Genomic DNA, 12,006 nt, shown 5'->3' on the forward strand with positions numbered 1-12,006 from the left:
GCTGGAGGTGGTGCGGGCCGGGCGGCAGGTCAGCCCGGGATCAGACCGTCGTCGCTGAGCATCTGCCTGACCTCGTCGAGGGAGGCGTCCCCGGCGGGCAGGATCAGCTCGGACGGCTCCAGGGCGTCGTCCGGCAGCGGGCTGCCGAGGCGGCGGACCGCGTCGAGAAGGGCCCCGAGGGTGCGCCGGAAGCCTTCCTCGTCGCCGCCCTCCATCTCCTCCAGCAGCTCGTCGTCCAGCTTGTTCAGCTCGACGAAATGCGCGTCGTCGAGCTTCACCTGCCCCTCCCCCATGATCCGTACGATCACGACGGTCTCCTTCTGGTCCGGTGCGACGGCTTGGTCCGGTGCGCGGACCCGGTCCGGTGCGGCGGCCTGGTCCGGTGCGCGGACCCGGCCCGGTACGCGGGCCCGGCCCCGTGCAGCGGTCCCGACGAGGCTAACCGCCGCAGGCCGTCACTGCTTGTCGAAACGCGGCTGCCCGGGCTGCGCCTGCGGGGCCTGCTGCCCCTGGCCCGCCTGGCCGCCCTCGATGGCCTGCTTGTCGGCGCCCGGGCCGGCCAGCTCGGCCTTCATCCGCTGGAGCTCCAGCTCGACGTCCGTGCCGCCGGAGAGGCGGTCCAGCTCGGCGGTGATGTCGTCCTTGGCCATGCCGGTCGGGTCGTCGAGCGCGCCGGAGGCCAGCAGCTCGTCGATGGCGCCGGCCCTGGCCTGCATCTGCGCGGTCTTGTCCTCCGCGCGCTCGATGGCCATGCCGACGTCGCCCATCTCCTCGGAGATGCCGGAGAACGCCTCGCCGATCCGGGTCTGGGCCTGGGCGGCGGTGTACGTGGCCTTGATCGTCTCCTTCTTCGTACGGAAGGCGTCGACCTTGGCCTGAAGCCGCTGGGCGGCGAGGGTGAGCTTCTCCTCCTCGCCCTGGAGGGTCTGGTGCTGCGTCTCCAGGTCCGTCACCTGCTGCTGGAGGGCGGCCCGGCGGGACAGTGCCTCGCGGGCGAGGTCCTCGCGGCCGAGCGAGAGGGCCTTGCGGCCCTGGTCCTCCAGCTTGGCGGACTGGTTCTGGAGCTGGTTGAGCTGGAGCTCCAGGCGCTTGCGCGAGGTCGCCACGTCGGCGACGCCGCGACGCACCTTCTGGAGCAGCTCCAACTGCTTCTGGTACGAGTAGTCAAGGGTCTCGCGCGGATCCTCGGCCCGGTCCAGGGCCTTGTTGGCCTTCGCGCGGAAGAGCATCCCCATCCGCTTCATGACACCGCTCATGGGCCTCGCGCGCCCCCTTCTGACCGAGTTACATCGGGCTTCGGCTCCAGCACATCTACAGACCCCACAGTACGGGCCCCGGTTCCATTACCGCACTGTTCGGGCCCGGATGCGCTCCTCCTGGAGGACGATCAGGATGCCGCCCTGTCCGGCGCAAGGAGTAGGGACCGTCCCGGGAACCCACGCCGCGCCCCTTTCGCCCCATATGCCCCACGAGGGGTGGCCGCCATGGGCCCGCGCCGTTGCCGGATCGTTCCCCATGCCGCTGTGGTCCATGCGCGGTCAACCCGTACTCTTGCGTGTGTGTTCCGAAGCCGTTCGAAGGATGAGCAGGCCGCGACCGCCAAGGTGACCGCGTCCGAGCCAAAGCAGCCCCGCGACCCGCAGGCCCCGAAGGGCCGCCCGACGCCGAAGCGCAGCGAGGCGCAGTCGCAGCGCCGCACACGCGCGCACACTCCGGCCAACCGCAAGGAGGCGCAGAAGGCTGCGCGTGAGGCGCGCCGCTCCGACATGGCCCGGCAGCGCGAGGCACTGGCCAATGGTGACGAGCGGTTCCTGCCGGTGCGCGACAAGGGCCCGGTGCGCCGTTTCGCGCGCGACTTCGTCGACTCGCGCTGGTGCGTGGCGGAGTTCTTCCTGCCGATGGCCGTGATCATCCTGGTGCTGACGATGCTGCGCCAGCCCGGGATCCAGAACATCGCGCTCCTGCTGTGGCTGTTCATCATCGTGCTGATCGTCATCGACTCGTTCGTGCTGTGGTTCTCGCTGAGCAAGCGCCTCAAGCAGCGCTTCCCGGACGAGAGCCACAAGGGCGTCAAGCCCTACGCCCTGATGCGCACGCTCCAGATGCGCCGACTGCGCCTGCCGAAGCCGCAGGTCAAGCGCGGAGAGCGGCCCTGAACGCAACCTCTTCGGGCTTCTCGCCCGGCGCTCGGCGATGGCTCGGCGGGCTGGGCGGACTGCGCAACACGGTCCGCCAGGAACTGGTCGCCCGCCAGGTGGAGGAGCAGATCGCGGCGCGCTTCCCGGTCGGGCAGCGGCTGCGGGTGCTCGACGTGGGCGCGGGGCAGGGCACCCAGGCACTGCGGCTGGCCCGGGCCGGCCACAAGGTCACCGGCCTGGAGAACGACCCGGCGATGCTCGCGGCGGCCCGTACGGCGCTGGCGCAGGAGCCGGCCGGCATCCAGGAACGGATGGAGCTGATCGAGGGGGACGGCCGGGACACCGGCGCGCACTTCCTCCCCGGCGCCTTCGACGTCGTGCTGTGCCACGGCGTGCTGATGTACGTGGCGGAGCCGGACCCGGTACTGGCCGGGCTGGCGCGCGTGCTGGCCCCCGGCGGACTGCTGTCCCTGGTCGTGCGCAACGCCGACGCGCTCGCGATGCGGCCCGGCCTGGCCGGTGACTGGGACGCCGCCCTGCCGGCCTTCGACACGACCGAGTACGTCAACCGCCTCGGCCTGAAGGCGCGCGCCGACCGCCTGGCCGCGCTGACCGCGACGCTCGACGGGATCGGCGCGCCCCTGGAGACCTGGTACGGCGTACGGATCTTCACCGACCTCGCGGCGGACGACGCGCCACTGCCGCCCGACGGCGAGCTGGAACGGCTGCTGGCCGCCGAGGACCGGGCCGGGCGCACGGACCCGTACCGTGCGGTGGCGGCACTCCTGCACCTGTGCGGCGTACGGGGCGGGCCGGGCGGCGAGGCACGGTAGCCGGGGGCGCGCGGTAGCGGGAGGCGGCGCGCACGCGGTACGCACGCGGAGCCGGTGGCGTCCGATCCGCGGTACGGGGAGCCGGCGGTGACGCGGTTTCTCGCCACGGCGCCCGATCGGGCGGCGGGCCGGGCGCCCTGACGGGACACTTCAGACATGACGCCTTCACTGACTTCCCGTCACCGGGCGACGGTCGCCGCGGCCGCCGCCCTGTGCGCGACCGCACTGGTGGCCGGCTGCTCCGGTGCCGGCTCCGACTCCTCCTCCGGGCCCGGCACGGACGTCTCCTCGTCGGCCCCCGCCGCCGCCACCTCCCCCGCGAAGGCGGTGGCCCCCAGCATCAGCAACGACCTCCAGAGCGCGTACCAGAAGGTGGTCAAGGACGTCCTGCCGTCGGTCGTCCAGATCACCACCGGGGAGGGGCTGGGCTCCGGCGTGGTGTACGACGTGCGCGGCCACGTCGTCACCAACGCCCACGTCGTCGGCGCGGGCAAGAAGTTCAAGGTCACCACGGCGCGCGGCAGCCGCTCCCTGAACGCGTCGCTGGTCGCCTCGTACCCGGAGCAGGACCTCGCCGTCATCAAGATCGACAACGCGCCGAAGGACCTGAAGCCCGCGACCTTCGGCGACTCCGGCAAGGTCGAGATCGGGCAGATCGTGCTCGCCATGGGCAGCCCGCTGGGGCTGTCCGGCAGCGTCACCCAGGGCATCGTCTCGGCGACCGGGCGCACCGTCAGCGAGCCCAGCAGCGGCGGCGGTACGGGCGCGACCATCGCGAACATGGTGCAGACCTCCGCCGCGATCAACCCCGGCAACAGCGGCGGCGCACTGGTCAACCTCTCCGACCAGGTCATCGGCATCCCCACACTGGCCGCGACGGACCCGCAGATGGGCGAGGGAGCGGCCCCCGGCATCGGGTTCGCGATCCCGGCGTCCACCGTCCGCAACATCGCCGACCAGATCATCAAGGACGGCAAGGTCACCAACTCGGGCCGGGCGGCGCTCGGCATCACCGGCCGCACCCTGGTCGGCGCGGACTTCGAGGGCGCCGGGGTGAGCGTCGCGAGCGTCAAGGAGAACGGACCGGCGGACCGGGCGGGCATCGAGGCCGGTGACGTCGTCGTGAAGTTCGACGGGACGGCCGTCCGGACGATGCAGGCCCTGTCGGAGGCGCTGGCGGGCCACAAACCGGGCGACAAGGTGGACGTCACGGTCGACCGGGACGGCTCCGAGAAGACGGTGCGGGTGACGCTGGGGACGATCTAGACGGCCCGGTGGCGGGCAGGCACCGGGCCCGCCGGAGCGGACCGGCGCCGGGCGCCTGCCGGACCGGTGCGTGCCCGGTCCGGCAGGCGCGCCGCTCAGCCCGCGGCGTGCAGGCTCATCGGTGCCGCGTACACCTCGGTACCGTCCTCGAAGAGCCTGACCTGGTCCACGCCCCCGTCGAGCAGGTCCTTCCACACCTCGCCGACCCAGGACTCCGCGTCCCCCTGGGTCGTGAAGTCCTCGGGCCGCACCGCGGGCTCCGCCTCCGTGCCGTCGGCCTTCTCGAACCGCCACGTCCATGCCATGTCCGCCTCCTGGGTCCCACCGAGTGCCTGCTGGTTCGCGTACCGCCGCGGCACCGCGGCGCGCCGCGGTGCCGTCCTGCTGCTGTCCTTCGACGAGCGCCGTACGAGCGGCGTATTCCCCGCGAACGCGCGGCGTACGTCCCTCATACGTCCTGCGTACGTGCTGTTCCGCAGCCTAACGGCCGTGTCGAGACGGGCCCCCGCGCGCCCGGTCGGCGCGGGCGGGAGAAAATCGGCGCGTGGAACTGACTCTCCTCGGCACCGGAGCCCCCCGCGGGCTGCCGCGCCCCGGCTGCCCCTGCGCCGCCTGTGCCTCCGCCGTCGGCGACGAGGCGCGGGCGGCCACCGCACTGCTCGTCGACGGGGCACTGCTCCTGGACCTGACGCCGGGCCCGGCCTTCGCCGCCGCCCGCGCCGGGCACTCGCTCACCGCCGTACGTCAGGTGCTCCTCTCGCACCCGCACGACGGGCCGGCCATGGAGGTGCCCGCCGGGCTGCCGCAGCCGGGCCGGGTCGCGGACGGCCGGGAACTGGCCCTGCTGGACGGACACCGGGTGCGGGCCGTCGCCGTGGACGTGCCGGGCACCGGCTACGAGGTCGGCGGCGCCGACGGCGAACGGCTGCTGTACCTGCCGCCGGGCGCCGCGCCGGCCGGCCCGGTCGAGGGCGAGGGGCACGGCCGGGGCACCCGCCCGTACGACATGGTCCTGCTGGACGTGCCGGGCCGGCCGGACGCGCTGGCGCGGCTGCGGGCGAGCGGCGCCGTGGACGCGGCGACCGACGTGCTGGGCGTCCACCTGGACCACACCGTGCCGCCCGGCCCCGAGCTGCACCGCCGGCTGGCGGCGGCGGGCGCGCGTACCGTGCCGGACGGCACGTCGCTGCTGGTCGGCGAGTACCACGCGGTGCCCGACCTGCCGCGCCGCACACTGGTGCTGGGCGGTGCGCGCAGCGGCAAGTCGGCGGAGGCCGAGCGGCGGCTGGCCGCCTTCCCCGACGTGCTGTACGTCGCGACCGGCGGCACCCGGGACGGGGACACGGAGTGGGCCGCGCGGGTCTCGGCCCACCGCGAGCGCCGCCCGGCGTCCTGGCGTACGACGGAGACCTGTGACCTGCTGCCGCTCCTCGAAGGCGGCGCCCGGCCCGAGGACCGGCCGGGCGGGCCCGCCGGACCGGCCGCCCCGGACGACTCGCCGCTGCTCATCGACTGCCTCGCCCTGTGGCTGACGCACGCCATGGACGAGGTCGGCGCGTGGGACGACGAGAAGTGGGCGGCGGGCGGCGAGCGGGAGCTGCGCGCGCGGGTGGACGAGCTGGTGGCGGCGGTGCGCGGGGCCCGGCGTCCGGTGGTCGCGGTGAGCAACGAGGTCGGTTCGGGGGTGGTCCCGGCCACCGCGTCCGGCCGCCGCTTCCGCGACGAGCTGGGGCGGCTCAACGCGATGTTCGGCGCCGAGTGCGAACACGTCCTGCTGGTCGTCGCCGGGCAGGCGCTCGCGCTGCGGGGGTGACGGCGCGCCGTGGAGTGACGGCACGCCACGGGGCCGGCCGCGCCGTGGAGGTGGCCTTGCGCTGGGGGACGAGCTTGCGCCGCGGGGGCGGCCGCGCTGCGGGGGCGGCCTCCCGACGCGCGGCTGACCACGCGCCACAGGGCGGCCTCGCGCTGCGGGGACGATCTTGCACGACGTGGGTGGCCTCGTGCTGCGGGGACGGCCTCGCCTGGTGGCCGAGCGCCGCGGCCTCGCGTCGTGACCGAGCGCCGTGACCGAGCGCCGCGGCCTTGCGCTGCGCGGATGACACGGGCCGGGCCGCGCCCGTGTCCCCTTGCCCGCGCCCGCGACGCCGGGTGGTCTTGGTCCTGTGACCGATACGGATGACCCGGTGACCGATAGGGACAGCCCGGCGACCGGCTCGGACAGCCGGGTGACCGAGATAAGCGATCAGGTGACCGAGGCGAATGGTCAGGTGACCGAGGTGGGCGACGCTCAGGTGAGCGAAGTGGGCGACCCTCAGGTGACCGGCGTGAACGGCACCGCCCCGGCCGGCCGGACGACCGGCCCGGGCACCCGGATGCCCGGCGCAGGCAGCCCGGCAGCCGGCCCGGCCAACCGGCCCGCCGCCCCGGCCACCGGCCCCGGCAGCCACATCACCACCCCGGGCGCCCCGCTCGCCGACGGCGACAGCTCGGTGACCAGCGCATCGCGTCGTATCGACGCCGCCGTCCGCGCGTACGTACGGCGGCATCCGTGCGCCACGGTCGTCGCGCTCGGCGAGGGGCTGGGGGCCGCGTTCTGGCGGCTGGACAACGGGCGGCTGCGCTGGCTGGCCGTCGAGCCCCCGGAGACCGCCGCGGTCCGCCGGATGCTGCTGCCGGACGGGCCACGGCGGTGGACGCTCGCCTGCCCGGTGACCGACTCCGGCTGGCTGGACGCGGTCGGCGCGCCGGAACGCGGGGTCGTGGTGACGGCGCGCGGGCTGCTGATGTTCCTCCGGCCGCCCGAGGTGCGTGCCCTGTTCGCGGCGTGCGCGGAGCGCTTTCCCGGCGGGGCGCTGGTCTTCGACACGGTGCCCCGCTGGTGTGCGGGCCGGGCCCGGCCGCGTACGGGCGTCCGTACGGCCCCGGGCACGCCGCCGCTGCGCTGGGGCATGAACGCCGGCGACCGGCCGGGGGTGGCGGGCGCGCACCCGAACATCGTCGCGGTGCGCGAGGTGCCGCCGCCGGGCCGCGGGCCGCTGGCCGGGCGCCTGGCCCGGTGGCGGGAGCACGTACCGCTGCTGCACACGCCCGCCCGCTCGGTCACCGAGATCCGCTTCGGCACGCGCGGGAGTGCCCCGGGTCCCGGCCCGGACGCCCGCCCGGCCGGGGCGGGTCCCGGCTCCGGCGGCGCCCCGGCCGACCCGGAGCGGGCCGCCGGGCGCCGTTCCCGGTAATCTGCGCCGAATGAGCGCCCTGAACCTCGATGACTTCGCCCACCTGATCGAGCGCCCCGACGGCGGCGCGCGCCGCGATGCCGAGGAGCGCCGGCAGCGGCTGGCGGTGCCGCCCGGGGCCCTGGGCCGACTGGACGAGCTGGGCGAGTGGCTGGCCGCCGCGCAGCAGCAGGTACCGGTACGGCCGATCGAGCGGCCGCGTGCGGTGCTGTTCGCGGGCGACCACGGGGTGGCGTCGCTGGACGTCTCGGGCCGCCCGGCCGGGACCACCGAAAAGCTCGTCCGGGACGTGCTGGACGGGGCCGGCCCGGCGGCGGTCCTCGCGCGGCGGGCCGGGGTCCCGGTGCGGGTCGTGGACATAGCGGTGGACTGCGACCCGGCGGAGCTGCCGGAGGACGTCACCCGGCACCGGGTGCGGCGGGGTTCGGGCCGGATCGACATCGAGGACGCGCTGACGTCCGAAGAGGCGGAACGTGCCTTCCGGGCGGGCATGGCGGTCGCCGACGAGGAGGCGGACGCCGGTACGGACCTGGTCGCGCTCGGCGACCTGAGTGTGGGCGGCACCACCGCGGCGAGCGTGCTGATCGCCGCGCTGTGCGGCACCGACGCGTCGGTGGTCACCGGGCGCGGCGGCGCGGGCATCGACGACCTGGCCTGGATGCGCAAGTGCGCGGCGATCCGGGACGCGCTGCGCCGGGCCCGGCCGGTCCTCGGCGACCAGGTGGAGCTGCTGGCCGCCGCCGGCGGCGCCGACCTGGCCGCGATCACCGGGTTCCTGCTGCAGAGCGCGGTCCGGCGCACCCCGGTGATCCTGGACGGGGTGGTCTCGGCGGCCTGCGCGCTGGTCGCGCAGCGGGTGGCGTTCCGGGCGCCGGACTGGTGGCTGGCCGGGCAGGTCAGCGGCGAGCCGGCGCAGTCCAAGGCACTCGACCGGATCGCACTCAACCCTTTGCTCGATCACGGCGTCACTGCTGGTGAGGGGACGGGATCGCTGCTCGCTCTGCCACTGGTGCAGGCGGCCGCGGCCCTGGCGGCAGACCTGCCCGTGCGCGACTGAGGGACGCCGGCCGGAAACGGCTCGCGGACCTGCGAAGGAGCCGGATTCCAGTGGATCCGGGGATCGGCGGCGCCCCCATATGATCAAGCTTCATGGGAGAAGTCCGTTTGAGCCCGGATGAGGACCGCACCCGCGGTCGGTGGTCACAGCGCGGTGCCGCGTATGCCGTCTGGTACCTGCGTGCCGTCACCTTCATCAATATCCTCAGCGCCGTGTGGGTGTCGGTCGGACAGGACATCCGCCGGCACAACGTCGATGAGTTCTTCACCCCGTATCTGCTCACCGCGGGCTTCGCGTCCGGCGTCTTCTCGCTGTTCTTCGCGGTCACCATGCGCCGCCGCAAACGCGCCGCATGGATACTCAACCTCGTACTGTCCGGGCTGTTCCTGGTGCTGTTCGCCTTCGCGATGGCGGCCGAGCCGGAAACCCGCCGGCACGGGCAGAACTGGTTCTCCTTCTTCGTGACGCTGCTGTTCGTCGTCTCGCTGGTGATGGGCCGCAAGGAGTTCTACGCCAAGGGCGACCGCGCCAACCCCAGGCTGGCCGCGGCCGTGGCGCTCGGCGGCCTGCTGGTGACCTCGCTGCTCGCCGGGCTCCTGGTCACCGTGGCCAACACCGCCGGCGACGGCCACCACTCGACCTTCCTGGACCGCTGGCGCTACGGCGCCATGCGGCTGGTCTCCATCGCCCCCGACGAGACCCGCTTCCCCGGCATCGCCACGCCGAACTGGGTCAACGTCGTCATCAACGTACTGAGCACGGTCCTGCTGCTGCTCGTACTGTGGGCCGCGTTCCGGTCCGTACGCAGCACCGACCCGATCACCCCCGAGGACGAGGAGAAGCTGCGCGGCCTGCTGGCCCGCCAGGGCGACCGGGACTCGCTGGGCTACTTCGCGCTGCGCCGCGACAAGAGCGTCATCTGGTCCCCCACCGGCAAGGCCGCCGTCACCTACCGGGTCGTCGGCGGGGTCTCACTCGCCTCCGCCGACCCGATCGGCGACCCGGAGGCCTGGCCCGGCGCCATCGACCTGTGGCTCGCCGAGGCCCGCTCGCACGGCTGGACACCCGCCGTCATGGGCGCCAGTGAGGAAGGCGGCACGATCTACGCCCGGCACGGCCTGGACGCGCTGGAGCTGGGCGACGAGGCGATCGTGGACACCGGGGAGTTCACGCTGGAGGGGCGCGCGATGCGTACCGTCCGGCAGGCCTACAACCGCGTCCAGCGGGCCGGGTACACCGTCCGCATCCGCCGCCACGAGGACCTCCCCGAGGAGGAGCTGGACCGGCTGCTGAAGCTGGCCGACGACTGGCGCGACGGCGAGACCGAGCGCGGCTTCTCCATGGCACTGGGCCGGCTCGGCGACCCCGGCGACGGGCGCTGCGTGATGCTCGAATGCACCGACGCCGACGGTGAACTGCGCGCGCTGCTCAGCTTCGTACCGTGGGGCGCCAAGGGGCTGTCGCTGGACCTGATGCGCCGCGACCGGGACTCCGAGAACGGGCTGATGGAGTTCATGGTGCTGGAGCTGATCCAGCGGGCCAAAGAGGTGGACGTCACTCAGGTGTCACTGAACTTCGCGATGTTCCGCTCCGTCTTCGAACGCGGTTCGCGGCTCGGCGCGGGCCCGGTGCTGCGCCTGTGGCGCTCGCTGCTCAGCTTCTTCTCCCGGTGGTGGCAGATCGAATCGCTCTACCGCGCCAACGCGAAGTACCGGCCCATCTGGGAGCCCCGTTACCTGCTCTTCGAGAAGAGCACCGACCTGCTGCGCATCGGTGTCGCCGCCGCCCGCGCCGAGGGCTTCCTGGAAGCCCCCGGCCTGCCGAAGTGGCTCAACCGCAAACACCTGGAGACCAAGAGATGAGCGAGCCGGTCCTGCGCCGCGCGGTGCGTGCCGAGTGGGGCCTGCTGTTCCGGACCGTGTGGTCCGGCCTGCGCACGAGGAAGCTGCTGGCGATCCCCATGACGGTCGCCGCCGTCCTGCTCACCTCGCTCTTCCAGATCGTCCAGAACCAGTCCTGGGGCTACCAGCTCGTCCAGAACATCGGCTCGGTGCAGGCCGACGAGCACCTGTGGCTGGCGCTGCTGCGTACGCCGCTGTCGCTGTTCGTGCCCGCCCTGGACCTGCCGGTGTGGGGCGCGCTGGCGCAGCTCCTGCTCGTCTTCGGCATCGGTGAGATCTGCCTGGGCCGGGCCCGGACGCTGCTGATCGCGTACGCGGCCACGCTCGCCGGGACGATGTACGCGCGGATCGGCATCTGGCTCGGGCCGGACAACCCGATCGGCCTGCCGCCGACGGACGCGTTCGTGCACGACACCGGCCCGTCGGCGGCCGTGGTGGGGCTCGGCATCTTCGTGTGCTGGGTCTACCGGGCGTGGTTCACCTGCGCGCTGGTGGTGCTGGCGATGGTCTACGAGGTGGTGTTCATCAAGAACAACCTGGCGGGCCGGGAGCACATCGCCGCGGTCGTGGCGGTGCTGGCGCTGTGCGGGGTGTGGGAGGTGCTGCACCGGCGCAAACCGCGGGGCGAACAGCGGGTCAGCGGCTCGGCGCCCGGCCGGTGACGCGCTGGACGAAGAGGGTGCGGCCGGGCGCCGGGCCGGCGGCTGGGCGTCCCGCCCGGTGACGTGCCGCGCCGGGCCTGTGGCCGGGCGCTCCGCCGGTGACGTGCCGCGCCGGGTCAGTGCGTGGGCGTCCCGCCGATGACGTGGTTCACCCGGCGGCGCAGCCCGTTCCAGCGCCGGTCGTGCCGGTAGGCGCGGACCTTCGCCTTGGCACGGGCCTTGGGGCGCCGCCGGTAGAATCGTTTCGCCCAGGGAGAGTTGGGCCGCGCCAGCCGGACCGCCCCGAACAGCGCGACGAACGGGACGAACACCCCGATCACCGCCAGCCGGCCCTTCCCCTTGAAGAGCGCCACCAGCGCGAACAGGAAGTTGATCCCCACCGTCCGCACCACCCGGAAGCGGTTGTGGAACTCCTCGGGCCCCAGCTCGTTCACCCCGAACGGCAGCGCGCCGCCCAGGATCAGCGCCACCAGCGCGGCCGTGACGATCACGATCTCCACGCTCTTGGTGCCCTGCTCGCTCCAGTACACGTCGTCCAGGTGCAGGATCAGCGCGAACTCGTCCAGCACCAGCCCGACCCCCATCCCGAACAGCACCGCCGCCATCCCCGACCCGTACCCGTGGCGCCCACCGGCCAGGGCGGTGAACCCGCCGACCACCATGAGCACCACGCCCGGCACGACGTGGTGGATGTGCAGGCCGCCCGGCGCGATGTTGCGGAAGGGGCCCTTCCCGGCCCGGATCAGCCGGGTGATCACCCGGGTCACGACGAAGGTCAGGACGAAGGAGACGAGTGCCAGCAGCAGGGGGAGCTTCCCCGGCTCGACGATGTTGCGGACCCACCAGTGACCCATGCCACGTACTCCCCATTTGTCGCGTATAGCGGCAATTTAGCGCCGTACGGTCCGGGGCGGCC

Annotated in this window: 12 protein-coding genes; 8 read left to right on the forward strand and 4 right to left on the reverse strand. The window is 73.8% G+C overall.

The genetic code is table 11. From position 1 onward, the window contains the following. Nucleotides 1-29: 29 nt before the first annotated feature. Nucleotides 30-308 carry a hypothetical protein gene (locus ACH4EB_RS01400; RefSeq protein ID WP_398345183.1) on the reverse strand — a complete coding sequence of 93 codons (279 nt, stop codon included), beginning with the start codon at nucleotides 306-308 and terminating at the stop codon, nucleotides 30-32. 147 nt (nucleotides 309-455) lie between these two features. After that, the gene (locus tag ACH4EB_RS01405; RefSeq protein ID WP_398345184.1) at nucleotides 456-1,256 is read right to left on the reverse strand and encodes a PspA/IM30 family protein; all 801 of its coding nucleotides are present in this window, start codon (nucleotides 1,254-1,256) and stop codon (nucleotides 456-458) included. 303 nt (nucleotides 1,257-1,559) lie between these two features. Here ACH4EB_RS01405 and ACH4EB_RS01410 point away from each other — a divergent pair, with 303 nt between their 5' ends. The 3 genes from ACH4EB_RS01410 to ACH4EB_RS01420 all read left to right on the forward strand — a co-directional run bounded on the left by ACH4EB_RS01410 (nucleotide 1,560) and on the right by ACH4EB_RS01420 (nucleotide 4,237). Next, complete coding sequence (locus ACH4EB_RS01410; RefSeq protein WP_398345185.1) at nucleotides 1,560-2,156, forward strand: DUF3043 domain-containing protein; 597 nt, start codon at nucleotides 1,560-1,562, stop codon at nucleotides 2,154-2,156. Nucleotides 2,157-2,254: 98 nt separating this feature from the next. Continuing rightward, the gene (locus ACH4EB_RS01415) at nucleotides 2,255-2,971 is read left to right on the forward strand and encodes a class I SAM-dependent methyltransferase (protein ID WP_398345186.1); all 717 of its coding nucleotides are present in this window, start codon (nucleotides 2,255-2,257) and stop codon (nucleotides 2,969-2,971) included. A gap of 156 nt (nucleotides 2,972-3,127) precedes the next feature. After that, nucleotides 3,128-4,237 (forward strand): S1C family serine protease, encoded by a 1,110-nt coding sequence (locus ACH4EB_RS01420; RefSeq protein ID WP_398345187.1) that lies wholly within the window; start codon nucleotides 3,128-3,130, stop codon nucleotides 4,235-4,237. A 95-nt stretch (nucleotides 4,238-4,332) separates the two neighbouring features. Here the strand turns inward: ACH4EB_RS01420 and ACH4EB_RS01425 are convergent, their stop codons facing one another. Then, nucleotides 4,333-4,542 (reverse strand): hypothetical protein, encoded by a 210-nt coding sequence (locus tag ACH4EB_RS01425; RefSeq protein ID WP_398345718.1) that lies wholly within the window; start codon nucleotides 4,540-4,542, stop codon nucleotides 4,333-4,335. 239 nt (nucleotides 4,543-4,781) lie between these two features. Between ACH4EB_RS01425 and ACH4EB_RS01430 the strand changes: the two genes are divergently transcribed. The 5 genes from ACH4EB_RS01430 (at nucleotide 4,782) to ACH4EB_RS01450 (ending at nucleotide 11,090) form a co-directional block, all read left to right on the forward strand. Next, on the forward strand, nucleotides 4,782-6,050 hold the full coding sequence (locus tag ACH4EB_RS01430) for a bifunctional adenosylcobinamide kinase/adenosylcobinamide-phosphate guanylyltransferase (RefSeq protein WP_398345188.1): 1,269 nt from the start codon (nucleotides 4,782-4,784) through the stop codon (nucleotides 6,048-6,050). 370 nt (nucleotides 6,051-6,420) lie between these two features. Further along, nucleotides 6,421-7,470, forward strand: coding sequence for a class I SAM-dependent methyltransferase (locus tag ACH4EB_RS01435; RefSeq protein ID WP_398345189.1), 1,050 nt, complete (start codon nucleotides 6,421-6,423; stop codon nucleotides 7,468-7,470). A 10-nt stretch (nucleotides 7,471-7,480) separates the two neighbouring features. Then, a complete protein-coding gene (cobT, locus tag ACH4EB_RS01440; RefSeq protein WP_398345190.1) occupies nucleotides 7,481-8,527 on the forward strand; it encodes a nicotinate-nucleotide--dimethylbenzimidazole phosphoribosyltransferase in 1,047 nt (348 codons plus the stop codon). Between the two features lie 92 nt (nucleotides 8,528-8,619). Continuing rightward, the gene (locus tag ACH4EB_RS01445) at nucleotides 8,620-10,389 is read left to right on the forward strand and encodes a phosphatidylglycerol lysyltransferase domain-containing protein (protein WP_398345191.1); all 1,770 of its coding nucleotides are present in this window, start codon (nucleotides 8,620-8,622) and stop codon (nucleotides 10,387-10,389) included. After that, the gene (locus ACH4EB_RS01450) at nucleotides 10,386-11,090 is read left to right on the forward strand and encodes a hypothetical protein (RefSeq protein WP_398345192.1); all 705 of its coding nucleotides are present in this window, start codon (nucleotides 10,386-10,388) and stop codon (nucleotides 11,088-11,090) included. Before ACH4EB_RS01445 ends, ACH4EB_RS01450 begins: the two co-directional genes overlap by 4 nt. A 116-nt stretch (nucleotides 11,091-11,206) precedes the next feature. Here ACH4EB_RS01450 and ACH4EB_RS01455 read toward each other — a convergent pair whose 3' ends face one another. Beyond that, on the reverse strand, nucleotides 11,207-11,944 hold the full coding sequence (locus ACH4EB_RS01455) for a hypothetical protein (RefSeq protein WP_398345193.1): 738 nt from the start codon (nucleotides 11,942-11,944) through the stop codon (nucleotides 11,207-11,209). Nucleotides 11,945-12,006: the final 62 nt, after the last annotated feature.

It is taken from the genome of Streptomyces sp. NPDC018045 (genome assembly GCF_044327445.1).
GTDB lineage: Bacteria > Actinomycetota > Actinomycetes > Streptomycetales > Streptomycetaceae > Streptomyces.

What these genes read in the sequence shown, in the direction of transcription:
- ACH4EB_RS01420 (WP_398345187.1), top strand. Translation starts at nt 3,128, where the DNA reads ATGACGCCTTCACTGACTTCCCGTCACCGGGCGACGGTCGCCGCGGCC.
- ACH4EB_RS01455 (WP_398345193.1), bottom strand. Translation starts at nt 11,944, where the DNA reads ATGGGTCACTGGTGGGTCCGCAACATCGTCGAGCCGGGGAAGCTCCCC.
- ACH4EB_RS01445 (WP_398345191.1), top strand. Translation starts at nt 8,620, where the DNA reads ATGGGAGAAGTCCGTTTGAGCCCGGATGAGGACCGCACCCGCGGTCGG.
- ACH4EB_RS01425 (WP_398345718.1), bottom strand. Translation starts at nt 4,542, where the DNA reads ATGGCATGGACGTGGCGGTTCGAGAAGGCCGACGGCACGGAGGCGGAG.
- ACH4EB_RS01450 (WP_398345192.1), top strand. Translation starts at nt 10,386, where the DNA reads ATGAGCGAGCCGGTCCTGCGCCGCGCGGTGCGTGCCGAGTGGGGCCTG.
- ACH4EB_RS01405 (WP_398345184.1), bottom strand. Translation starts at nt 1,256, where the DNA reads ATGAGCGGTGTCATGAAGCGGATGGGGATGCTCTTCCGCGCGAAGGCC.
- cobT (WP_398345190.1), top strand. Translation starts at nt 7,481, where the DNA reads ATGAGCGCCCTGAACCTCGATGACTTCGCCCACCTGATCGAGCGCCCC.